The organism is Klebsiella ornithinolytica (assembly GCF_030505655.1).
In the GTDB taxonomy this organism is placed as follows: Bacteria; Pseudomonadota; Gammaproteobacteria; order Enterobacterales; family Enterobacteriaceae; genus Klebsiella; species Klebsiella ornithinolytica.
Map to the genome: position 1 here is coordinate 3,153,960 of NZ_CP130153.1, position 23,226 is coordinate 3,177,185.

Consider the following 23,226-nt stretch of genomic DNA (forward strand, 5'->3'; position numbering starts at 1 on the left):
AATACCCGGACGGGTCCCCCGGCGAATGGCGGACCCGTTATTCCGCGTAGCGAAGGGCATCGATCATCAGCGCAAAAGCGGGCGGATGCTGCTTACGACTGGGGTAGTAAAGATAATATCCGGGAAAAGACGGACACCACTCCTGCAGAACCTGAATCAGCTCTCCTGACTTTATATATTCCTGCACTCTGTCTTCAGGTATACAGGCGAGGCCAAAACCGGATAACGCCGCATCAATCCTTTCCGCCTGCAGATTAAACGTTACCTGCCCTTCCACTCTGACCCGTAACGGTTTCCCTTCCCTCTCAAACTCCCAGTGGTAAAGCCCGCCGGCCGTCGGCAGGCGCATATTGATGCAGCGATGATTTTGTAGCTCGTGAGGCGTGTCAGGCACGGGGTTAGCGGCAAAATAGGACGGTGCACCCACCACAGCCATGCGCATATCCGGCCCAATCTTTACGGCGATCATGTCTTTATCCACGCTTTCGCCCAGGCGGATCCCGGCATCAAAACGCCCCTCAACAATATCGACAAAGCCGTTATCGACCACCAGCTCAAGATTAATTTCCGGATATTCCCTGAGGAAAGGTTTTAACTTCGGCCATACCAGACTTCGCGCGGCATGCTCCCCGGCGGATAAACGGATATTACCGGAGGCGGTGCCGTTCAGTTGCACAAGCGCTTCCAGCTCCTGCTCAAGATCGGCAATACGGGGTTCAAGACAGGCAATAATTCGCTCACCGGCTTCCGTAGGGGCAACGCTTCGGGTCGTACGGGTCAGAAGGCGGATATTTAGCCTTTCCTCCAGCGCTTTCATCGCATGACTGAGTGCGGATTGAGAAACACCCAGTTTGCCCGCTGCTTTGGTAAAACTCCGCTCTCTTGCGACCACAAGAAAGATTTGCAGTTCGTTGAAGTTTTCTTTCAGCATTGGCGATTTCCTTATAGAGGCATTCCCTTCGCAGCGCACTCATGAAGGGTGTTCATAGACACAATCATTTGTGCCCCATTACTGACAATAATGATAATTGATATTCTGGCCATATCGAAAATAAATCTGAATTATCAGAAGGTTTATCATGAAAATACTCGTTGCCGGAGCGACAGGAAGTATTGGTCTTCATGTCGTGAATACCGCTATTGAAATGGGCCATCACCCCGTGGCGCTGGTCAGAAATAAGCACAAAGTAAAATGGCTTCCTCGTGGAACGGATGTTTTTTACGGCGATGTTTCCATGCCCGAAACCCTCACCGATTTACCGAAAGATATTGCTGCGGTCATCTTCACGCTCGGTTCCGATGGCCAGGGTCGTATTGGTGCCAGAGCGATAGATTACGGCGGTGTGCGTAACATTTTGCGCATCTTCAAGGATACCCCTGTTCGCATCAGCTTAATGACCACGATTGGCGTGACTGAACGGCTCAGCACCTGGAATCAACGTACTGAGGTTCATGACTGGAAAAGACGAGCCGAACGTCTGGTCAGGGCGAGCGGCCATCCCTACACCATCGTCAGGCCCGGTTGGTTTGATTACAACAAGGATGATGAGCACAGAATCGTTATGCTGCAGGGCGATCGACGCCATACGGGAACGCCGGAAGATGGCGTGATATCCCGAGAGCAAATCGCCCGGGTTCTGGTCAGCGCCCTGAGCAACGATGCGGCAAAAAATAAAACGTTCGAGCTGGTGGCAGAACGAGGGGAAGCGCAGCAGGATCTCACCCCTCTGTTTGCAGCTCTGCGGACGGATCATCGCCAAAAAAATGATGGAATTCTGGATATGGACAATATGCCCCTCAGTGAAGAGCCTGAGTGCATTATTCACGAGCTGAACTGTATTCCAGCTAAGCTAAAAACCTGACAATTTTGTCATATCGCGGTCAGCCTGATGACAGCTTAGATCGGTATATTTAACTATCAAGACGGAGGGCCTTCCTCCTGACAGAAGTCCAGTTTCAACCCTATTATTTAAAAGAGGTATAGAATATGAAAGCACGACTTATTACGCTATTGTTCATGGGATTTATTGCTGTGAATGCCGCATCTGCAGCTCAGGAACTTAATCATGCAGATGGCAAAGAAAAAATAGGTGTGGTCTCAGCCAGCAATGCCCTTACGCTTGATGAGTTATCGACTGCGCTTTCTCGTAAGGCCGATGAGCAAGGTGCCACGTCATTCAAAATCCTGTCCGCGACCGGAAATAACAGGCTACACGGAGTGGCTGAAATCTATAAATGAATCATTAGCATCCTGTAAAGGATGTTTCATAAACCTTTTATTATGAGCATCGATTTATGTTCAGAACAGAAGACATCATCGATGAGATAACCCAATGGATTGATTCAAACTTACACAAACCGCTGAGGATTGAGGATGTTGCTGCGCGGGCAGGATATTCCAGGTGGCATCTTCAGCGGGTTTTTGTACAGGTAAAAGCAGTGAGCCTGGGGAAATATATCAGAGATAAGAAACTCAGTCTGGCGGCAAAAGATCTTATTGAGACAGATGAACCCGTGATCAGCATAGCCTATAAATATGGATTTGACTCACAGCAGACCTTTACACGCATTTTTTCTAAAAATTATAAACTGCCACCATTAAGGTATCGACACGCTAAAAGAATAAAATAATAACAACGGCTTGAACCACGCAAATTTTTTAATATCACGCAAACAGAAATTTATTCCAGCACCAGCAGCTGCAGGCCTTTTTACTCCAGCAGCGTCTTGTTCTGAACGAGGCTCATAACCTATGGTATACGGTTGTCACGCCCGGTGTCTGCGCCTTTAGCCGTTGTACATCGGCAGGAAAACAGACCCGTAGCCGATCGATATCTGAGCCACGTCGCCACATCATCTATCCACGCGAAACATGAGCTTTTAGGTATCTGACGTACCGTTATGTTCACCTTATCGGCTCATGGTACAAAGTGGACATAATATCGTTGCAATAGTCGGCGAGGCTCGTCGCATCACGCGGATAAAATATTGGCTATCGGTGGAAAAGAGATATTACCCGTCATTCAGACTCTTCCCCAATGAGTCCGCAGGAAACTGTGATTTCTGCTAAATCTATAATAATCAGGGTGCCAAAACTACCGGTTTCCACAGTATGAGGAATGCCCGCTTTGGCTACATAAAGCTGGCCAGACGTTACAGAGATTTTTTTACCCTCCACGCTCAGTTCGAGGCATCCGTCAATGACCAGTAACTCCTCGTCATACTCATGTACTTCTTCAGTTGCTGAGCGCTTATCCATACGTAAGACTTTGAGATTCGCAGCGCCAACGCGACCTAAAATATGAGAGTGCCATGCCTCCGGTATAGCATGTGCTTCGGTTCTGAGATCATAAAGCGGCATAAGGTCACTCCCTTTGATGTTCATTTAATACTTATATGCCATATAAGTGACCGGTCGACATATAACAAATATGGCAAAAGAAGTTGAAAAAGAGAATAAATCCCTCCCCGATGCGGCTATTAATGCTGAAATGTAAGATTCAGCCCCCTGAGCAGAACAATAGTTATCAAAAAGTCGATGAGGTAATCACGTCCGTATCTGACACTAAAGGGAAGCGGCTGAATATGCAGTTGGCAACGGGGACGAAAGAAATGAAGTCAGCGGCGTGGCTGTACGCCCGCTCAGGCTTGTTTACTTCATTCCCCCCCCCAGCGTACGCCCCATGGCCGCTGACATTCAGCGCATTATTTTTTTGCCATTAACCTGCACTGGCTCTTGCCGGTGCGCGTGACGGTATTTTACCGATCCGCTCATGCCACTGACAGGCATACATCAGGAACAAATCAACCGTAACAGGCTGGCGCAAGCCTGTATTTGCGCCATTCTTCAGGATCGTGCCCGGGAATAAGTAGCGCATTATGTTGCCGGGTAAGTTGGCGCAACTTTCGTACAGACTGAGCAACGTCACTGGCTGACGTCATCAGACCTGGAAGCGCTCGATCATGATAATGATCGAGGGTATAACACGCATCAATGGCGAGCATAAAGGTTGTACCGCTCGGTAACCTGATAAGAAAAGATTGATGTCCTGGCGAATGCCCGGGCGTGAAAATACATTGTAACGTGCCATCACCGTACAGGTCATGGCGATCATCTGACAGACCGTTTAGAAACAACCAGTCAAGTTCAGGATGGTCAAAATCCTTTCTACAATAGGCGCCAGAGGTAAACCAGTCAGGGGCATAAGCATATTCATACTCACATTTTTGCACTATATGAGTGGCGTTGGGGAAGCGCCCAATCGCGCCAGTATGATCCGAGTGCAAGTGGGACACTAGCACGTAGCGGATTTCCTCAGGGGCAATGCCAATTTTTTTGAGCTGTTCTACGCAACCCTGTTCTGCTGACATCACCGGCTTAAACAGCTCTACCGCACTGCCCCAGTAAGCATGGGGGTCTTTCAATCCTTCGACAGCCAGGCCACCGTCGATCAGAGCAAAGCCATCCGGATGTGTCAGTAAGAACCAGGGGACAGGTATCTCATAGCGCTCTCCTGCGCCTTGATTCATACGGATATGCTGATATTTACATTGCTGTATTCCTGACTGGAACATAAAAAGCTTGATATCTGACATGATAAATCTCCATAAAAATTAATGAATTATATGACTCCACGGTCCAGGGCTGACTCTGGCGTTAAGTTTCCATTATTTCGAAGGAGAGCAGTAGAATCCTGTATCCACTTACATATATCAGTAAAACCAATATAATCGTTGAATGGATATACTCTCAGCAATGCGCATATTCGTCAGGGTGGTTGAGCGGGGCAGCATGTCGGCTGCTGCCCGCGATCTCGGTATTGGGCAACCTGCCGTCAGTGAACGGATTGAAAAACTGGAAACGCACCTTGGTACGCGTTTGCTAAGACGCAATACGCGTAATATGTCTCTGACGCATAGCGGTAATCTGTTTTATGAGCGGAGCAAAACGGCGCTTCAGGCGGCTGATCACGCGCTGTCGGTGAACGAAGAACATCAGGGTTTGCAAGGCAAAATACGTATTGCCACCCCTTACTCCGTTGGAGACAGCGTGCTGATGCCTGCAATATTGCAGCTTCAGAAGGAACATCCCGATCTGCAGATCGATATGATTTTTAACGACCGCGTCATCGATCCTGTCACTGAAGGTGTGGATTTGTCATTGAGACTTGGAGAGGTCACGGAAGGTTTTTTTGTCGCGCGTCCACTCGGTATCGTGCACAGAATGTTACTGGCATCGCCTGCCCTCCTGGCGAAAATGGGTTCGCCACAATCTCCGGAAGAACTGGTCCGTTATCCTTTTGCTGCGGTATCGGGAATTTTCGCCAATAATCGCATTCCATTAATGACCGCTGAAGATCAACACATTAATGCTCCCATTAACGTTAAATTTCGTTCCACGCACTGGCGGAGTGTCTTCACCTATTTATTAGCCGGGCATGGGATCGGTGTTTTGCAATATCCAGTCTGCAAGAACGCCATTGAACAGGGGAGATTAATCCCCCTTTTAAGCCACTACCCGCTACCGCCTTTTAGTGCCTGGTTACTTCATCCACCGGCAGGCATGATGTCAAATGAAACGCGAATTTGTGCGTCGCTGCTAGAGGGTTATCTCAGAGATTCGCTGCCAGGGATGTTGTGAGGTTAATCACCTCCTCCCCTGGCCCACAGCAGACAGCGCCAGGAAACATGCCGTTTTACTGGCGCAAGGAGCGGACCTGCAGGAGAGACTCACGACTTAATCAGGATAAATATTGTGCGGATTGCGCCGCAAATTGCCCATCATGATCTCTTTAGGTGCCAGGGTGATATTCTGTCGTTAAATGAGGGAAGCAAATGATTGTAAGGACCTGGCACGGTTGTGTCCCGCTTAAACACGCAGAAGGTTTTGCGAATCATCTTCAGCGGACAGGCGTGGAACACGCAAGGAGTATCGAGGGGAACAGAGGCGCCTTTGTACGCAGGGAGACTCAGGGCGATCGGGAGCACTTCTTTCTGGCGACTTACTGGCAGGATTTACCGTCGGTGAAAGCATTTGCTGGAGAAAACTATCAGGTCGCAGTTACTTATCCAGATGACGAAGAATTTGAGCTCCTTTCCGACCCCTACGTCTTTCAGCATGTTGTAGAAGCTATTTCACCGCTTTAACGCCATTTCCGGGGCCCCCTTATCGGTCACCCGGAATGGTCGTAACCTTGCAAAAATTCTCCTTCTCAGCGTTCGCTTCTGGCACAAGCTGACAGGTAATGACCGGAGGAGTATCACTTAACCGTGAGCAGGTCGGCATAGCGCGTGGTATATCTCGGCGAAAGCATTTCCCGTTTCATCCGCCACTGCGGCTGGATACCCTGTCCGGCGAAATAAAGCGTTTCGCGCCCCTCTTTCGCATTCAGACGATCCAACACCTCCATCAGCTTCTGGCTGTTGTGTCGCGGCGCATTTTCATCGAACAGGTTAAGCTGCGCCACCCCCTGACTATAAAAGTCACCCAGCATAACCCCCCCTTTCTGATACCGCTGACCATCTTTCCAGATGGCATCCAGGCAGCGCATCGCCGCGCCGATAATATCCCGGCTGTCCTGGGTGGGGGTCAGCAGCTTTACCGATGCGCTGTTGCTGTAATACGGCTCGTTGTGCGCAAATGGCGAGGTTTTAACAAACGCGGAGATAAAGCGGCAATATTGATGCTCGCTACGCAGTTTCTCCGCAGCCCGTGTGGCATAGCTGCAAATAGCCTGCCGCATCTCCTCATATTCCACGATGTAGTGGCTGAAGGACCGGGAGCAGATAATCTCCTGTTTGATCGGAGCAAATTCTTCCAGTTCAAGACATGGCTCGCCGCGGAGTTCACGCACGGTTCTCTCCAGCACAACGTTGAAATGCTTTCTGATAAACCGAATATCGGTGTCTGCCAGCTGCAGGACGGTCCTGATGCCCAGCCCTTCCAGTTTTTTCGCAATCCGCCGACCTACGCCCCAGACGTCACCGACATTTAATGCCGCCATGAGCCTCCGCTGACGCGCAATATTTGACAGATCGACCACCCCTCCGGTCTGCCGTTGCCATTTTTTGGCCGCATAGTTCGCCAGTTTGGCCAGGGTTTTGGTCTGAGCGATCCCCACCCCAACCGTCAGATGCGTACGTTGCAAAACCGTGGCTCTGATTTCGCGCCCAAACTCCGTCAGATCGCGACAGTTGCGCACGCCGGTAAGGTCACAAAAAATCTCATCAATAGAGTATATTTCGCAGCGGGGAGACATCTCCTCGATCGTGGTCATCACCCGATTGGACATATCCGCATAGAGTTCATAGTTGCTACTGAAGCAAACCACCCGGTGACGCCTGAAGAGATCCTTCAGTTTGAAGTACGGTTCACCGGTTTTCACCAGCGATTGCGCTTCGGCAGAACGCGCAATAACGCATCCGTCGTTATTGGATAACACCACCACGGGCCGCCCCTTCAGGTCCGGGCGAAAAACGGTTTCACACGAGGCATAAAACGAATTCACATCGCACAGCGCAAACATGATCAGCTCACAGACTTCACGATGTAGGTCACCACCCCGAAAATATCCAGACGATCTTCGCGGCCAATCACAATCGGTGAATAGGCGCTGTTTTCAGGCTTAAGCATCGCAACGGGATGCAGTTGCAGGCGCTTAACGGTAAATTCGCCATCGACCGCGGCAATAACGATATGGCCATGCTCAGCCTTACGGGAGCTATCCACCACCAGCAAATCCCCTTCGCCAATTCCGGCGTCGATCATTGAATCGCCGGTGGATTTCACAAAATAGGTCGCGCTCGGGTGCTGAATCATCAGTTCATTCAGGTCAATACGCCGCTCGACATAATCCTGTGCCGGACTCGGAAAGCCGCATGGCACAAGATCGCTGAACAAAGGCAACGCCACGATCTGGCGTAGGTCGGCAGGTGTGAAAAACCGCATGATAATCACCATCAAAAATACTGTATACACATACAGTATTATCGATCGATGAAAGAAATCAAGGGCTGCCTGCGTGCTAACGGAGTACTGGCGGCGTATCCCTCTGATTTCATGACGACTCTTTGTGCTTATAAGGCAAGGCTCTGGTCTGCAGGGCAAGGCAGCGAGAAAAGGCGGACGATAAAGCAAAAGCTACGGTCACCGGCCGGCACGATAAGAGATATCACTCGCCAGATGCCCACCATAAACACGATCGCTGGCAGAAGAAGTGACCAGAAAATTGGCAAAGAGTAAGTCGCATCTCTGGAAATTTGCGCCGATTGGGAGGAGGATAGTCTCTGTGCAACCGACCGTTATGGGCCATCGCTATCCCCACCATACCGGCGATGTATCCGACATACTGAACTGGAGATTCTTATGTATTACACGTTAGGAGATACCACCCTCCACTTTTATCGCTATCAGTGCCGATTCTACGTCGCCCATTGGGACGGCGGTAATGTCATGAGCGATAAGTTCAAGCAGTTCATTGAGTTGATTACCGAAAAAACGGGTATTGATTCAAAGCGCGTCGAAGCCGTTGCGCGGGACTACTTCAATAACGTGGATTGACGCCGGTCGGAATCCGCACAGGTTTTTATTTCTCATTCGGGCACAGCAGTCCGGTGAGCGTTTATGGATGAACAGCCCGTCGTTACCCGCTCACGGAGGGCTGTCACGCGCGATCCGCGCGCGTATTGTGCTAAACAGGCCTCTTCAGCAGGTCTCTCGCGAGACCTGCTGCCTCATGTTTCACTAAAACTCCCGCCACGCCGCCCGTTTGCTATTTCCAGTGAGTTATTAATCAGATATCGCCTGCTACCGGCCTCTTTTTTCTGCTTATCTGCCTCACAGGCCAACCGCAGCGTACCCGATGTTTTTGAGCGAAAAATCCATTATCAATAACCATATAATGCTACGCCATCGCGGCATGATTGGCACAAAATCTCGCACTAACGGCATAAACAGAATTAAAAAAACTTTTTTCACATTCCATTAAAATATTTAGTTAGGATTTTTCTTAATCCTGGAGTAGATTCGCTTTCATAAAAGCAAGAATATCCATGAACTTCTCGGGGACTAAACCACATGGCAAACTTATTCTTTTTAGTATTAGCTATAGTACTGCTTCTGGTTGCTGTTTTTTCTCTCGTTTCTTATATCAAGGACAGAAAAAAGCAGCAGTTTACGTTCAAAAAAAGGCGTTAATAACAAACCACCACTGGAGAGGCACGCATCGGTGAACTTTCTAAAATGAATTTATCTTAATGTTCGATAGTCTGACATGGCCCGTTTAACGCGAGATCGCGTCAAAAGGTTGACGTCGCTTTAAACGCACAGGTCATGAGTTTTAGCCATATTACGCATAAGCAAATCCAATTAATAATATTGCATTAATAAGATTTTAATTTCTCGTGGGTTACTCAAGATGGTTATTTAACGATCTTATCAACACCGAAGGGTAATTGATGCTGACAGGCCGTGCCGCGAAATTAAAATGCTGTTTGTCCTCTCGGTGGTCTGCTGCTGGCCACCCGAGTTGACCCGTCGGTGTCATCCCTCCGCATCCTTTCGCCACAAATCGTCTGCGAACGTCAGGTCATCTCATACTCGGTGCCATCAGGGCAATGGTTCCTCTCGCCAGCCATCGAAATCCGTTGATTCTGTATATCGACGATATCACCTGCCCGGAGAATGCGCTGTAGACGTTGAGTGAACTCCTGCACGCCCACAAAAATGCGATAACCAAATATACTTGCAGCCCCTGTCAGTACGCCTACAGGGGTACAGTGAGCGGCCATTTTCCGCTTCAGTCCGCGAAATCATCGCCGCATACGCCACAGAACCAGGAGCGTCTTTGAGCTTCCCGCCCGACGGGAGAGGCTCTGTCGGGTTAAGGGAAAGGAGATGCCTTCCAGCGGCGGGATAGCAAAACAGCGCGGCCAAATTCACTCAGGTCGCTCTGACCTTACCGCAGCGTGGTCAGCCTGAAATGATGCGATTAATCTGTCGATTCTCTCTCCTTTATCATGAGAAAGAGCATGGTACTCGCAACACCATCTGGACGTCATAGAGCATCCCTTTTTTCCAGGCCCCGGCGCGATCAATTCTCCCCTGCTGCATCGAGCGGAGTGGGCTCCGACATATTTATCACCGATGCTATTTCACACTCTGACATCATTGTTACCCGCAGTAATAACCTTCCGTACTGTCTTTACCCATATTGACTAAATAATACTATCGACGCATAAAGATCATGAAATACAGATAATTTACGCTGTGCCTTTATTTATTAAAACAGCGCTATCTCTCTCTTCAACGCCGCTGTGCGACTAGCGGCAGCGATTTTCGTTTAAAATAAAACAAAACAAACTATTACAATGCACTAATTCATTGTTAAATAGGATTTTTCTTAGCAAAGTAAGACTGTATCTCATTTTTGCCACAGCGCTTGCAAAGATAATGGTAGTGAAATATCTTAGCTGCAATGCATGAATAAAAGAAAATTTATAAAAAATATAACATTATCATATTTTGCCCTGACGATTAACTGTGAACACTAAATGACTAGAATCTTACTTAATATAAAAAATATTTACTTCCGATTTGCCATAATGAAATTAATTGAAGATCTCATCATTGAGCATGAAAACATTACTTATGATTTCAACTACAATATAAAAAACATCAGCACTGCCGATATCATCTTTACAGAGATGGTGGTGGGCGAATTTTCTTTATGTCATGACACGCTGAATAACAGAAGCGACGCCGCCATAATTTTCATCATTCACTCCCAAAAGGGCCCTGTGGTAAAAAATCCACTCCCCAACTGCATTAAAGGGTCTGTATTTATCTACGAAAAAGATTTACCTGGCAATATCAAAAAGACCATGGCAAAAGCACTGGATGTCAGCAGCATAAAAACTACGAATGAATCAGCATCATGCGGCCTCAGGAGATGTCTTGACTGCCAGTGCAATTCGGTCACCGCGATACAGTTAAAGATTCTCTATGCCACCAGCATTGGATTAAATACTTCCGATATTGCCAAAAAATTAAGCATGAACTATAAAACGGTGTTTTCACACAAACGGAATGTAATGACTAAATTTAATCTTGCCAACAAACAGGAACTGCAAAAATTTGCTAATCTGTTTGGCCAAAAAAAGAAGTGAATCAAACCGTTACCTGCCACTGCGTTAAGAAAGGTTGACTCAGAAATGTATCGGCCTTTTACATTATGTTAATAAGAATATACGGACCACAGGGTGATAATTAAAAGAAAACAGACGATAAAGATTAAAATAACAGCGACCATACAAAGTATTCCGTAACGGGCAACAATTAGACTGCGTTGACTTTATTATGCAACCATCGGATATTCAAGAACGCAGCATGATTTTCAGTCCACGGATTAAAAACGCAAGAAAAATCTTAAGTCACGATCGTCGATCGGTTTACCTTTTCGGCCACCGCACCTGCAGCGTATTCCTTAATGCCGGCTAAATAAAGTCGTAGTTTTTGGGGCGCAATCACCATATTCCCTGCGCTACGCTAAATGAGCCCTCCGTGCGCTGGCATTTATACTGCGGCCGCGACAAGGATAAAGACGGGCCTGCGCAAAAAGGAAGTTATCCCCCTCTGACATAACGTCAGAACGGACTATCGTAGCCAATAATATTGCCAAAAAATCAGGGCGCGGATAACCGCGCCCTGATGAAATGGTGCTGAGGTAAGCGTTATGGGTGCTTCTCGATATACATCGTACGGCTATAGGCAACATCTTCCGGGTTATTAATCGGATACCCTTTTAGCCACGGCTTAATCAGACGCCCGTTGGTATACTGATAGATCGGGGCAACAGGCGCTTTGCTCATGATGATTTTTTCCGCCGCATTGTAATCATCATTACGCGCTTTATCCGAGGTTTCCTGTGCCGCCTGGCTCAGAATCTTGTCATAGGCCGGGTCGTTGAAACGGGAAATATTCCCGCTGTGGGTCGAGGTCAGCAGCGACAGGAAAGTGGAAGGTTCGTTATAATCCCCTACCCACGAAGCGCGAATCACATCAAAGTTACCGGTGTTGCGGCTATCGATATAGGTTTTCCACTCCTGATTCTGCAGCTTCACATCCACGCCGAGATTTTTCTTCCACATAGAAGCAACCGCAATCGCGATTTTCTGGTGGTTTTCTGAAGTGTTATACAGCAGCGTCAGCTGCAGCGGACGACCGGGACCGTAGCCTGCCGCCTGCAATAGCGCTTTGGCCTGAGCGTTCAGCTCGGCCTGACTCATGCTTTCCATCTGCGACGGCTGCGGTACAAACCCGGCGGTCACGTCCGGCGTAAAATGCCAGGCCGGTTTTTCGCCGGTTCCCAGTACCTTCTCCGCCATCAGACGACGGTCGATAGTCATGCTCAGCGCCAGACGCACGCGCTCATCGGCGGTCGGACCTTTCTGAGTATTAAAGGCGTAGTAATAGGTTCCCAGCTGCGGCGGCGTATACACCTGGCCCGGAATATCCTTCAGCAATTTCTGATACAGATTCTTCGGGAAAGACTCGGTGATATCAATATCGCCGGCCAGATAGCGTTTCGTTGCCGAGGACTCCTGATTGATCGGAACAAACGTCACCTGCTGAATAACCGTTTTCGCATTATCCCAATAGTGGCTGTTCGGCACGACCACCAGTTTCTCGTTAACGACGCGATCTTTTAAAACGTAAGCGCCGTTGCCGATAAGATTGCCCGGACGCGTCCAGTTAGCACCGCTCTCTACGTTAGCTTTCTGTACCGGATAAAAGGCGAAGCTGGCCGTCAGGTTACTGAACCACGGCAGCGGTTTATCCAGCTGCACGCGCAGGGTACGCGCATCAACGGCGGTGACGCCCAGCGTCTGCGGCGCCGCTTTACCATCGATAATATTTTGCGCGTTGCTGATCCCCGCCAGCGCGGCGAACCAGGCAAAAGGCGAGGTGGTTTTCGGGTCAACCAGACGCTGCCAGCTATAGACAAAGTCCTCTGCGGTCACCGGTGAGCCATCGGACCAGCGCGCGTTATCGCGCAGCGTAAATGTCCAGACGCGGTTATCATTACTCTGCCAGCGGGTCGCCACGCCTGGGATAATATTGCCTTTCGCGTCCTGGTTGACTAAACCTTCAAAAAGATCGCGAATCACCTGAATTTCCGGCAGACCAACGGCTTTGGCGGGATCTAATGATGCGGGTTCATCTTTAATATGCCGTACCAGCAGCTGCTTTTCGGCTAATACGGTTCCCTGGGGGACATCCGCTGCCCAGGCAAGAGAAGAAACGCTGGCTAACCACAGCGCGCCGCATGTCAATGTGACAGGATACTTCATGAGATCCCCTTTAAAATAAAAGAACCAGAGCTGGCAGAGCGGTAATTATTTGTTTCATCACCTGAAATTGCAAACGGCTTGTGATAGAAAATTGACATGTCCACTGATTTAGCCGCCCCAGGAAACTATTTGATTCCGGGAGGCTTTTACACAACACTGCAGAAAATAACCTGCTAACAGGATGCCCTATGCCCGTTTCCCGTCCTCGCCCCCTGCGCGGCGCCTTTCCGCCCGGTACGCAGCGCTATGGTCAGTCACATCTTGGCGCGCCGCTGCTCTGGTTCCCAGCCCCGCTGGCGGACAGCCGCAGCGGCCTGATTCTTGCCGGTACCCACGGCGATGAAAACTCATCGATCGTGACGCTCTCCTGTGCGCTGCGTACCCTGAAACCGGAATTACGCCGCCATCACGTCGTGCTGGCGGTGAATCCCGATGGCTGTCAGCTGGGACTACGGGCCAACGCCCGCGGCGTCGATCTGAACCGCAACTTCCCCGCGGCAAACTGGAAAGAAGGGGAAACGGTGTATCGCTGGAATAGCGCGGCAGAACAGCGCGATGTGGTACTGCTGACCGGCGAAAAACCCGGTTCAGAACCGGAAACCCAGGCACTGTGCCAGCTGATCCATCAGATCCACCCGGCGTGGGTCGTCTCCTTCCACGATCCGCTGGCCTGCATTGAAGATCCCGGCCACAGCGAGCTGGGACAGTGGCTGGCCGACGCGTTTGCCCTGCCGCTGGTCGGCAGCGTCGGTTACGAAACCCCCGGCTCTTTTGGCAGCTGGTGTGCCGATATCGGCCTGCCCTGCATCACCGCCGAGTTTCCGCCCATCTCAGCCGACGAAGCGACGGAAAAGCATCTGTCGGCAATGATGGTTCTACTGCGCTGGCACGCTCAGAGATGAAGCACCCCGGTGCTGAAATGCAGCGCCGGCTCAACATCTACCGCCAGCCAGGTCGGGCCATCCAGATCGGCGAAACGCGCCAGCGGCACCAGCGGGAGCGCCGCTGAAATGGCCCGCGACGTGCAGAGCATGCAGCCCAGCATACGTTCAAACCCCAGCTCCCCGGCCTCCTGCGCCAGAAACAGCGCTTCGGTCAAGCCACCGGTTTTATCCAGCTTAATATTCACCATCTCATAACGCCCGCGCAGCTGCGGCAGGCTATCGCGGGTGTGGCAGCTCTCGTCGGCACAGATGGGCAGCGGGTGAATAAAATTTTCCAGCGCGTCGTCGGCGTCCGCTGGAAGCGGCTGTTCGAGCATGGCCACACCGATGTCCGCCAGCAGCTGACAGCGCGCCGCCAGGCCATCGCTGGACCAGGATTCATTGGCATCCACTATCAGCGTCGCCTCTGGCACCACGTTGCGAATGGCAATCAGCCGTTCGCTGATCAGATGATTATCCAGTTTCACCTTCAGTAGTCGGGCCCCCTTCTCCCACAGCGCGGCGGCGCTGGCCGCCATCTGTTCAGGGGTTCCGATCACGACCGTCTGCGCCGTCACCACCCGATTGGGGAGTCCGATACCCAGCAGTTGAGGAATCGTTTTCCCGACGCGACGGGCCTGCAGATCCCACAGCGCACAATCTACGGCGTTGCGCGCGGCCCCTGCCGGCAGCAGATGCTGGAGCTGTTCGCGGGTCATGCCGCTTTCCAGCTGCTCGCCAATGGTGAGGATCTGCGCCATGACCGACGCGAGGCTCTCACCATAGCGCGGGTACGGCGTGCACTCTCCAACGCCTTTTACGCCGTCCTCTTCAATTTCCACCACCACCACCTTCGCCTCGCTGCGACTGCCGCGGGCAATCACAAAGGGCGTATGTAACGGCCAGGCTTCTTCGTACACTCGCAGGTTTCGCATTCCCAGGTTCCTCCAGGGGAAACATTAAATAGGATTTGCCGTGCCGATAACGGATGTCATACACTACCCGTGACGTTAACTATATGTAAACAGGAAGATAAACATGTCACAAACCGTGCATTTCCAGGGCAACCCCGTTTCTGTTCAGGGCACCATTCCGCAGGCTGGCGCTACCGCGCAGCCGTTTACGCTGGTCGCCAAAGATCTCTCTGACGTCGCGCTGAGCCAGTTCGCCGGCAAACGTAAAGTACTGAATATTTTCCCGAGCATCGATACCGGCGTTTGCGCGGCATCGGTTCGTAAATTTAACCAACTGGCCTCCGAGCTGGATAACACCGTTGTGCTGTGCATCTCTGCCGACCTGCCGTTCGCCCAGTCTCGCTTCTGCGGCGCGGAAGGCCTGAACAATGTCGTCACCCTGTCCACGCTGCGCGCTCCGCAGTTCCTGGCCGATTACGGTGTCGCCATTGCAGCCGGTCCGCTGGCCGGTCTGGCCGCGCGTGCGGTGGTCGTTATTGATGAAAATGACCAGGTTGTTTACAGCCAGCTGGTGAACGAAATCACCGAAGAGCCGGACTACGATGCGGCCCTGGCTTCGCTGAAAGGCTAAGACCACAAGCTATCCCGGAAAATGGCGTCACCGCCGGCCTTCCGGCTACGTTAAGCCTCCGTTCTGCGGAGGCTTGTTTATTTCTGCGGCGCATAGCGCGAAATCAAACGCGCAATCATCGGGCCGGTCAGCAAAATGGTAAACAGACGCAGCGTCTGCATCGCCATAATAAACGACATATCCGCCCGCGTACCTGCGGCAATAATCGCCACCGTATCCAGCCCGCCGGGGCTTGTCGCCAGATAAGCGGTCATAAAATCGAGCGGCAGCACCTGGGTCACCCCCAGCGCCAGCAGCGCACAAACCACAATCAGGCCGATAATGGAGGCGATAATCTGCGGCAGCGTTTTCAGGGCCAGCAGGAAGATCTCTTTATTAAACTTTAGTCCAACGCTCCAGCCAATGGCGGCATATGCCAGCGCCAGCAGCCATTCAGGCAGCTCAAGCATCCACCAGCCCTCTCCCTGCACCACCGCGCCCGCCAGCATCGGGAATAGCATCGCACCGGACGGGAAACGCATTCTCAGCCCCAGCCATCCCGCGACCATCGTCAGCAGCAGCGTCCACGGCAGCTGCCACGTCAATGGTGGAAACCAGACGATCTGCTGGGTCATCGCCTGCGCATCGCCGCCCAGGGCAAAACGCACCACCAGCGCCGCCGCGCCCGCGACAAACAGCACCCGCAGATACTGCATCAGGGCCACCAGCCGCACATCGGCGCCATACTCCTGCGCCATCACCACCATAGCCGACGCTCCGCCAGGCGAACTGCCCCACGCACCGGTCGCGCCGGGGAGCGCGCTATAGCGCACCAGCAGCCACCCCGTCAGCGCGCTGACGGCAAGCGTGGAGAAGAGGATAAGCAGCACCAGCGGCCAGTGCCCGATGAGGACGCTAAAAACAGAGGGGGTTAAGGTGCGGGCAATCATGCAGCCAATAATGGCCTGAGCGGCAATAAAAAACGGCCGCGGAACGCGAATGCTCGCCCCGCGCAGACTCAACGTTATCCCGGCGATCATCGGCCCCAGCAGCAATGCCGCAGGCAGGTGCAGCCCGAACAGAACCCCGGAGAGTCCGGCAGAGAGTCCCAGCAGTTTCATCCACTGAAGCAGATGACCCGGCGAAGTTGACATCCGTATTCCTGGAAAAAGATGAAGAAAACTGAGTATATACAGAAGCGGGCGAAAGGTTGAAGCCTCTATGGCGTCAGATTGTCACCGGCCGCCTGAGCCGCCGGTGACAGCGCCTACTCTTCGCCTTTCTTCTGGCTCAGACCGTATTCACGCAGCTTGTTGGCGATCGCGGTATGCGATACGCCGAGGCGCTTCGCCAGCTTACGGGTGCTCGGGAAGCTGCGATAAAGCTGGGTCAGCACCGAGCGTTCAAAGCGACGGGTAATGTCATCCAGCGACCCTTCCATCGCCTCTTCGCCAACCGGTAGCGAGGCCACATCGTGATCCGGCAACAGAATATCCTGCGGACGCATCTCATAGCCTTCGAGCTGGGTCAGCGCGCGGTAAACCGCGTTCTTCAGCTGGCGAACGTTGCCAGGCCAGCTATAGCGGGTCAACACCGTGCTGAGGTCGGCGGAAAGCTTCGGTCGCGGGATCCCCTGTTCGTCGGCAAACCGGGAAACAAACAGCTCCGTCAGCGGAATGATATCCTGCGGACAGTCGCGCAGCGGCGGCAGGTAGAGGGTGAGCACGTTGAGGCGGTAGTAGAGATCCTCGCGGAATAATCCCTTCTGCACCAGCTCCACCAGATTTTTCTGCGTCGCGCAGATGACCCGCACGTCGACGTGAACTTCGTGATCTTCCCCGACGCGCCGGAAGGTGCCGTCATTAAGAAAACGCAGTAGCTTGGTCTGCATACGCGGCGACATTTCGCCGATTTCATCCAGCAGGACCGAACCGCCGTTCGCCTGCTCAAAGAAGCCTTTTTTGCCTTGAATAGCGTCGCCAAACAGCTCGCTTTCCACCGCATCTTCCGGGATGGAGCCACAGTTCAGCGCCAGATAGGGTTTGTTTGCCCGCGGGCTGGCCAGATGGCAGGCGTGGGCGAGTAAATCTTTGCCGGTTCCGGTATCGCCGACGATCAGCAGCGGCGCGCTGAGCATCGCCAGCTTACGAGCCTGTTCGACGACATGGCGCATTTTCGGGCCGACGGCGAGGATTTGACTGAAGGCACTGGTGTCCTGCGTCGTCATGGTTTGCAGCTGACGCCCCATACGAACGGTGGAACGCAGCATCGCCACCGCACCGGTCAGGACCCGTTCGCCGTGTTCGCCTTCAAGGTAGACCGGGGTGATTTCCAGCACGAAGTTCTGGCCGTTAACCACCACATGCTCGCTATGCGACTCCTGCGGGCTGCTCTCCAGCCAGCGCTGGACGTTAAAATCGGTAATTAACTGAGCGACCGGATGATTGCGCAGCCGCTCCGGGCTCTGCGCAAACAGCTGGCAGCTGGCGGGGTTCGCCAGTTCAACCTTGCCTTTGGTGTCCAGCGACAGCACCGGCTCCGGCATCGCCACCAGCAGCGCGCTGAGCGCCAGGTGTTCACGTTCCGACGGCATCCACGGCACGGTACGCACGTCGGTGACGCCGGCAATCCGGCGGATTTCCGCCATCAGGCTGCTGAAGCTGGCAAACTCCAGCTCGGCAAAATTAAGATAAATTCGGCCAATGGGATCAATGTCGATGCCGCGCAGATCGATACCGCGGAGCACCAGCAAATCAAGCAATTCACGAGTCAGACCAAGACGGTCTTCACAAAAGACTTCAAGACGCATGGGAGTATTCACCCTAAAAAGGCCAATGACGGATGAATAATAGGACAGTTATTTGCTGGCGTGAAGATAGCTGTCAACAATTATTGACAGCATGGCGGAAAAACGGCCGTTATGGCGTAAAGATATCCGTTCAAAGCCCCGGGCGCCGGGGGAGATGTCCTAAAACCGCCGGTCGCCCGGCGGTTATCAGAAGGCGATCAGGGCTGCGGACCGCTTTTACTTTTTTGCAGCGTCTCTTTCAGCTGACCAATCAGTTCACGACGGAAATCGCCCAGCCGCGGTTTGTCGTCAGCGATCCACGGTAGCGGCCGACACAGCTCCATGGCCTTAATCCCCAGACGTGCCGTAAGCAGTCCGGCGCCAATCCCCTGCGCCGCACGCGCTGAAAGTCTGGCTGCCAGGTCCTGTGACATCCAGTCCATGCCCACTTCCCGCACCAGTTCGCTGGCGCCGGCAAAGGCGATATTCAGCAGCACCAGGCGGAACAGACGCAGGCGGCTGTAATAACCCAGCTCAATGCCATACAGCGTGGCGATGCGGTTGATCAGACGTAAATTACGCCAGGCGATAAAGGCCATATCCACCAGCGCCAGCGGGCTGACGGCGATCATCAGCGTGGACTCCGCCGCCGAACGGCTGATTTCCCGCCGCGCCTGGGCATCCAGCACCGGCTGCACCAGCTGCGCATACAGGCTGACCACTTCCCGATCGTTTTGCGTTTCATGAATCGCCGCATACCAGCGCTGCAGCGCAGGATGCGCCTGATCAAGCCCGGCCTGCTGCGCCAGTTTCTCGCAAAACGCGCGCCCTTTTCCGACCGCGTGACTGTGCATCAAATCCCGCGCCTCGTCGCGCTCATGGGCCCGCTGGCGCAGACGCCACAGTCGCCGCCATTCGGTCGCGACCGACCCAACACCGGCGCCGACAATCAGCGCTCCCGCCGCACAACCGCCGAGCGCAATCCAGTCCTGGGTTTGCCAGGCGGTCAGGGTCCACTGTACGCCCTGCGCCACAACGCTGACGCCAAAAATAGCCAGACCGGCGCTGACCATGCGGCGCCATAAACTACGTTTTGGCCGCAGAACCGATTCGACCACCGCTTCTGCCGCCCCTTCGTCTTCCTCCAGCGCATCCACTCGCGCCGGGGCAAATTTCGCCGCTTCCGCGCCGTCAAAGGCACGTGCCGATTTCAGCGCCTCCATTTTCTCCGCTTCCAGCGGACCGTCGAAGTCGATACGCGGTTTTAAGGGTTCGCTCATCGCAATTTATCTCCGATCAAAAATTCAAGCGCGGCATCCAGGCGGATATGCGGCAGCGGCTTATCGACGTCCATCACCTGCGGACGGAAATTCTCAAACTGAAACCCCTGCTGCTGCCAGAACGCCTGACCCGGCAGCCGGGCCGGAACCTCTCCGGGGTAGACGGTCAGCGGCTGACCGTCGCTCAGGCGGTTGCCGCGCAGCGCGGGGATCTTCTCGCCGTTAACCTCAATCAACCCGCTCTGCGTCGCCTGAATCGATGCCAGTCCCAGACAATCCATACTGATGCCTTCGAACGCGGCATTCTGCCAGGCGTCCTGAATCAGCTGCTGCAGCAGAGAAACCATATTGCCGTGTTGATCGACGGTGACATGATCGGCTTTGGTCGCGGCAAACAGCAGCTTGTCGATCACCGGGGAAAACAGACGGCGGAACAGGGTTCGCTGACCGTAATGGAAGCTCTGCATCAGCTGAGTCAGCGCCAGGCGCATATCGTTGAAGGCCTGCGGGCCGCTGTTCAGCGGCTGCAGGCAGTCCACCAGCACGATCTGGCGGTCAAAACGCAGGAAGTGGTCTTTGTAAAAGCCCTTAACCACTTTTTCGCAGTAATATTTAAAGCGTTCGCGCAGCATTCCGGCGTTGCTGTGTTTATCCGCCTGGGCCAGCTTCGCTTCACCAATTGCGTCCACATCCGGCCAGGGGAAAAACTGCAGGGCCGGCGCCCCGGCCATATCTCCCGGCAGTACAAAGCGTCCCGGCTGAATAAAGTGCAGACCTTCTCGTTTACAGGCATGCAGATACTCCGTCCACGCGGCGGCAATCTCCGCCAGACGGTTTTCATCCGCCGGTGCCAGCGGATCCAGCCCGTCACAGAGCTGACGCCAGCGGGCTGACCACGCCTCACGCTGCCCTTGCAGCAGGCCGGTCATCTGCCGCGACCAGCTGAGGTAGTCCTGCGCCAGCATCGGTAAATCAAGCAGCCACTCGCCCGGATAATCGACAATCTCCAGGTACAGCGTGGAGGTCTCTTTAAAATGGCGGAACAGCGATTCGCTGGAGCGGTAACGCAGCGCCAGACGAATTTCGCTCACTCCGCGGGTCGGCGTCGGCCAGACCGGCGGCGAACCGTACAGCTGCGCCAGCCCTTCATCATAGGTAAAACGCGGAATGCCGAAATCACGTTGCGGAACCCGTTTGACGCCAAGCAGGCGCTCTTCTCTCACCGCGCTAAGCAGCGGCAGGCGCGCCCCGGAGTGAATATTCAGCAGTTGATTAACCAGCGCGGTGATAAAGGCGGTTTTACCGCTGCGGCTCAGCCCCGTAACCGCCAGACGCAAATGGCGGTCAACGCCGCGGTTCACCAGCGCATTAAATTCAGTTTTGAATCGCTTCATTGCCATCCTGTTATGCTCTGAAGGAAAGTGCTTTGATTATAAGCTATTAGGTGAGGATAAGTAGCAAGATTCCCGCCCGTGATGCCGGAGGCTGAGCGCTGATGGCATTCACCTCAGTGGCTGCGCGCAGGCGCGCCTGCGCGAGTTCACCCCGTCCACCCCGTCGACGTCGGTACGATGCGCCTGACGCATCGCCTCGTTCGATCATTTCATCCCGCGGGCAAAACGATTGGCCAGACGGCTGAGCAACGGTTCCAGCGCCACCGCCAGCAGCATTTTTAATGGCCGACGCGCCACCGATTTCACCGCCCAGCCGGCAACGCCCGCCGGGCCATAACGTAACGCAGTCAGCAGAACCAGCTTACCCGCGATTTTCAGGCCGGGTTTCACTTTTTGCCCCGCCTGCTGCCATTTTATATTCATGCGTGACCTCAGATTTCAGTTAGAGCTGGCGAAAACGGCTGCGTAACGTAAAGGTATCCGACGTGACATAGCGTTCCATTTCGCGCAGGCGGCGTTCGCTGGCCGCCAGTTCTTGATCCGCCGCGGCCAGCAGCTCACCGCTGGTCGGCATTTTCTCGCCGTACAATTCACTTTCCGGCATCGGGTCAAGAGCGAATGTCAGGATGATGTACGCCACCACCACAAAGAAAAACAGGCCAAAGATCATCGCCAGTACGGTAATCAGTCGTACCAGCTTGACCGGCACATCCAGATACTGCGCGATACCGGCGCAGACGCCTTTTACCATGCCGTGCTGCGGCACGCGCCACAGTTTTTTATTCAGATCCAGTCCGCCCATTATTTGTCTCTCCAGTTCGGATGTTCGGCATCAAGAATGTCTTCCAGCGTCTGAATACGTTCGCGCATGCGCTTTGCATCGTCGGTCAGCTGCAGCAAACGCTGCTGTTCATTCTGCGATAAGCTGCCGCTCGCGGTGCGGTTGTTGTAGTGCAGCCAAAGCCAGACCGGTAAAACGAACAGCACAAACAGCGTCAGGGGTATGGCAATAAAAAGCGTACTCATGTGTACTCCTTACAGTGAGTGAACGGCGGCGCATAGCAGCGCCGCAACGCGTTATCCTTCAGAACGTCGGGGCATCGACCCACGACCAGCTTTAGCTGAGGCCGCCAGACCCGGCCTGCCTGTCCCGAAGGCGCTGGCCTATGCCATTAGTTGTTTTGATTCATTTTGCTTTTCAACGCCGCCAGCTGTGCGCTGATTTCATCATCCGCTTTCAGGTCGGCAAACTGCTGATCCAGCGTTTTCTGTTTACCAAAACCGTGGCTTTCCGCTTCGGCTTCCATATGATCGATGCGGCGTTCAAAGGATTCAAAACGCGCCATAGCTTCATCAATTTTACCGCTATCCAGCTGACGACGCACATCGCGGGAAGAGCTGGCCGCCTGATGACGCAGAGTCAGCGCCTGCTGGCGAGCGCGGGTTTCGCTCAGTTTATTCTCCAGCTCACCAATCTCTTTTTTCATGCGCGTCAGCGTTTCATCAACCATCTGCGCTTCATTTTCCAGACTGCCGATAAGGTCGGTCAGCTTTTGCTTTTCGATAAGCGCGGCACGCGCCAAATCTTCTTTGTCCTTACGCAGCGCCAGTTCCGCTTTTTCCTGCCACTCGGCCTGCTGGGCAAGCGCTTGTTCAATTCGGCGGCTCAGCTGTTTCTTTTCCGCCAGCGCGCGTGCCGAAGTCGAACGCACTTCGACCAGCGTATCCTCCATCTCCTGGATCATCAGACGAACCAGCTTCTGCGGATCTTCCGCTTTCTCCAGCAGGGAGTTGATGTTGGCGTTCACGATGTCGGCAAAACGAGAAAAAATACCCATAACGTTGATCCTCATAGTTCTGATTTCAGGCCGGGGCCTGTGATGATACTTACGCTGATTAATACAAATCCTGTGCCAACTTTTTATCTTGTTGATTTTAAAAGGAGTGGTTGTTATCTGCACAGCAGG

The 23,226-nt window shown here is 53.1% G+C and carries 25 protein-coding genes; 10 read left to right on the forward strand and 15 right to left on the reverse strand.

The annotated features are described in order from the left end of the window. Positions 1 to 37: 37 nt before the first annotated feature. Complete coding sequence (locus Q1L34_RS15070; protein WP_015584529.1) at positions 38 to 931, reverse strand: LysR family transcriptional regulator; 894 nt, start codon at positions 929 to 931, stop codon at positions 38 to 40. 148 nt (positions 932 to 1,079) lie between these two features. Between Q1L34_RS15070 and Q1L34_RS15075 the strand changes: the two genes are divergently transcribed. The 3 genes from Q1L34_RS15075 to Q1L34_RS15085 all read left to right on the forward strand — a co-directional run bounded on the left by Q1L34_RS15075 (position 1,080) and on the right by Q1L34_RS15085 (position 2,631). Next, positions 1,080 to 1,862 carry an SDR family oxidoreductase gene (locus tag Q1L34_RS15075; RefSeq protein ID WP_032717314.1) on the forward strand — a complete coding sequence of 261 codons (783 nt, stop codon included), beginning with the start codon at positions 1,080 to 1,082 and terminating at the stop codon, positions 1,860 to 1,862. Positions 1,863 to 1,987: 125 nt separating this feature from the next. Next, on the forward strand, positions 1,988 to 2,239 hold the full coding sequence (locus Q1L34_RS15080; protein ID WP_015584531.1) for a YdgH/BhsA/McbA family protein: 252 nt from the start codon (positions 1,988 to 1,990) through the stop codon (positions 2,237 to 2,239). Between the two features lie 56 nt (positions 2,240 to 2,295). Then, entirely contained in the window at positions 2,296 to 2,631 is a 336-nt protein-coding gene (locus Q1L34_RS15085) for a helix-turn-helix domain-containing protein (RefSeq protein ID WP_015584532.1), read from the forward strand. Positions 2,632 to 3,019: 388 nt separating this feature from the next. Here Q1L34_RS15085 and Q1L34_RS15090 read toward each other — a convergent pair whose 3' ends face one another. After that, complete coding sequence (locus Q1L34_RS15090; RefSeq protein ID WP_327204137.1) at positions 3,020 to 3,361, reverse strand: cupin domain-containing protein; 342 nt, start codon at positions 3,359 to 3,361, stop codon at positions 3,020 to 3,022. Between the two features lie 443 nt (positions 3,362 to 3,804). Then, positions 3,805 to 4,599 carry an AttM family quorum-quenching N-acyl homoserine lactonase gene (gene attM / locus Q1L34_RS15095; protein WP_163980129.1) on the reverse strand — a complete coding sequence of 265 codons (795 nt, stop codon included), beginning with the start codon at positions 4,597 to 4,599 and terminating at the stop codon, positions 3,805 to 3,807. Positions 4,600 to 4,756: 157 nt separating this feature from the next. On the opposite strand from attM, the gene Q1L34_RS15100 reads away from it, so the two are divergent. Together Q1L34_RS15100 and Q1L34_RS15105 are read left to right on the forward strand one after the other, a co-directional pair. After that, positions 4,757 to 5,641: a LysR family transcriptional regulator gene (locus tag Q1L34_RS15100; protein WP_071359343.1), complete on the forward strand. Its 885-nt coding sequence runs from the start codon at positions 4,757 to 4,759 to the stop codon at positions 5,639 to 5,641. Positions 5,642 to 5,835: 194 nt separating this feature from the next. Next, complete coding sequence (locus tag Q1L34_RS15105) at positions 5,836 to 6,147, forward strand: hypothetical protein (RefSeq protein ID WP_015584544.1); 312 nt, start codon at positions 5,836 to 5,838, stop codon at positions 6,145 to 6,147. 113 nt (positions 6,148 to 6,260) lie between these two features. On the opposite strand, the gene Q1L34_RS15110 is transcribed toward Q1L34_RS15105, so the two are convergent. Continuing rightward, positions 6,261 to 7,526 carry a Y-family DNA polymerase gene (locus Q1L34_RS15110; RefSeq protein ID WP_032717305.1) on the reverse strand — a complete coding sequence of 422 codons (1,266 nt, stop codon included), beginning with the start codon at positions 7,524 to 7,526 and terminating at the stop codon, positions 6,261 to 6,263. A 2-nt stretch (positions 7,527 to 7,528) separates the two neighbouring features. Continuing rightward, on the reverse strand, positions 7,529 to 7,948 hold the full coding sequence (locus Q1L34_RS15115; RefSeq protein WP_015584546.1) for a translesion error-prone DNA polymerase V autoproteolytic subunit: 420 nt from the start codon (positions 7,946 to 7,948) through the stop codon (positions 7,529 to 7,531). Positions 7,949 to 8,365: 417 nt separating this feature from the next. On the opposite strand from Q1L34_RS15115, the gene Q1L34_RS15120 reads away from it, so the two are divergent. The 3 genes from Q1L34_RS15120 (at position 8,366) to Q1L34_RS15130 (ending at position 11,166) form a co-directional block, all read left to right on the forward strand. Beyond that, positions 8,366 to 8,560, forward strand: a complete 195-nt coding sequence (locus Q1L34_RS15120; protein WP_015584548.1) for a hypothetical protein — start codon at positions 8,366 to 8,368, stop codon at positions 8,558 to 8,560. A 516-nt stretch (positions 8,561 to 9,076) separates the two neighbouring features. Further along, positions 9,077 to 9,196 carry a small membrane protein gene (locus Q1L34_RS15125; RefSeq protein WP_137056547.1) on the forward strand — a complete coding sequence of 40 codons (120 nt, stop codon included), beginning with the start codon at positions 9,077 to 9,079 and terminating at the stop codon, positions 9,194 to 9,196. 1,406 nt (positions 9,197 to 10,602) lie between these two features. Next, on the forward strand, positions 10,603 to 11,166 hold the full coding sequence (locus Q1L34_RS15130) for a helix-turn-helix transcriptional regulator (protein WP_327204138.1): 564 nt from the start codon (positions 10,603 to 10,605) through the stop codon (positions 11,164 to 11,166). 564 nt (positions 11,167 to 11,730) lie between these two features. Here the strand turns inward: Q1L34_RS15130 and Q1L34_RS15135 are convergent. Continuing rightward, a complete protein-coding gene (locus tag Q1L34_RS15135; RefSeq protein WP_004861189.1) occupies positions 11,731 to 13,350 on the reverse strand; it encodes a peptide ABC transporter substrate-binding protein in 1,620 nt (539 codons plus the stop codon). Between the two features lie 188 nt (positions 13,351 to 13,538). Between Q1L34_RS15135 and mpaA the strand changes: the two genes are divergently transcribed. After that, the gene (gene mpaA / locus Q1L34_RS15145) at positions 13,539 to 14,252 is read left to right on the forward strand and encodes a murein tripeptide amidase MpaA (protein WP_327204139.1); all 714 of its coding nucleotides are present in this window, start codon (positions 13,539 to 13,541) and stop codon (positions 14,250 to 14,252) included. On the opposite strand, the gene ycjG is transcribed toward mpaA, so the two are convergent. After that, the gene (ycjG, locus tag Q1L34_RS15150; protein ID WP_004861183.1) at positions 14,243 to 15,208 is read right to left on the reverse strand and encodes an L-Ala-D/L-Glu epimerase; all 966 of its coding nucleotides are present in this window, start codon (positions 15,206 to 15,208) and stop codon (positions 14,243 to 14,245) included. The two genes, mpaA and ycjG, sit on opposite strands and share 10 nt — an antisense overlap. Positions 15,209 to 15,311: 103 nt before the next feature. Between ycjG and tpx the strand changes: the two genes are divergently transcribed. After that, positions 15,312 to 15,818, forward strand: a complete 507-nt coding sequence (gene tpx, locus Q1L34_RS15155; protein WP_004861181.1) for a thiol peroxidase — start codon at positions 15,312 to 15,314, stop codon at positions 15,816 to 15,818. A 77-nt stretch (positions 15,819 to 15,895) separates the two neighbouring features. On the opposite strand, the gene Q1L34_RS15160 is transcribed toward tpx, so the two are convergent. The 8 genes from Q1L34_RS15160 to pspA form a co-directional block, all read right to left on the reverse strand. After that, complete coding sequence (locus Q1L34_RS15160) at positions 15,896 to 16,951, reverse strand: AbrB family transcriptional regulator (RefSeq protein WP_004861179.1); 1,056 nt, start codon at positions 16,949 to 16,951, stop codon at positions 15,896 to 15,898. A gap of 113 nt (positions 16,952 to 17,064) precedes the next feature. Further along, positions 17,065 to 18,606, reverse strand: a complete 1,542-nt coding sequence (tyrR, locus tag Q1L34_RS15165; RefSeq protein WP_004861176.1) for a transcriptional regulator TyrR — start codon at positions 18,604 to 18,606, stop codon at positions 17,065 to 17,067. Positions 18,607 to 18,803: 197 nt separating this feature from the next. Further along, positions 18,804 to 19,865: a YcjF family protein gene (locus tag Q1L34_RS15170; RefSeq protein ID WP_004861173.1), complete on the reverse strand. Its 1,062-nt coding sequence runs from the start codon at positions 19,863 to 19,865 to the stop codon at positions 18,804 to 18,806. After that, positions 19,862 to 21,259 carry a YcjX family GTP-binding protein gene (locus tag Q1L34_RS15175; RefSeq protein ID WP_004861170.1) on the reverse strand — a complete coding sequence of 466 codons (1,398 nt, stop codon included), beginning with the start codon at positions 21,257 to 21,259 and terminating at the stop codon, positions 19,862 to 19,864. The genes Q1L34_RS15170 and Q1L34_RS15175 overlap by 4 nt, the downstream gene beginning before the upstream one ends. 204 nt (positions 21,260 to 21,463) lie before the next feature. Continuing rightward, positions 21,464 to 21,682, reverse strand: a complete 219-nt coding sequence (gene pspD / locus Q1L34_RS15180) for a phage shock protein PspD (protein WP_004861166.1) — start codon at positions 21,680 to 21,682, stop codon at positions 21,464 to 21,466. 19 nt (positions 21,683 to 21,701) lie between these two features. Further along, positions 21,702 to 22,061 (reverse strand): envelope stress response membrane protein PspC, encoded by a 360-nt coding sequence (gene pspC / locus Q1L34_RS15185; RefSeq protein WP_004861164.1) that lies wholly within the window; start codon positions 22,059 to 22,061, stop codon positions 21,702 to 21,704. Beyond that, a complete protein-coding gene (gene pspB / locus Q1L34_RS15190) occupies positions 22,061 to 22,285 on the reverse strand; it encodes an envelope stress response membrane protein PspB (protein ID WP_004861160.1) in 225 nt (74 codons plus the stop codon). Before pspB ends, pspC begins: the two co-directional genes overlap by 1 nt. A gap of 146 nt (positions 22,286 to 22,431) precedes the next feature. Then, positions 22,432 to 23,097 (reverse strand): phage shock protein PspA, encoded by a 666-nt coding sequence (pspA, locus tag Q1L34_RS15195; RefSeq protein WP_004861156.1) that lies wholly within the window; start codon positions 23,095 to 23,097, stop codon positions 22,432 to 22,434. Positions 23,098 to 23,226: the final 129 nt, after the last annotated feature.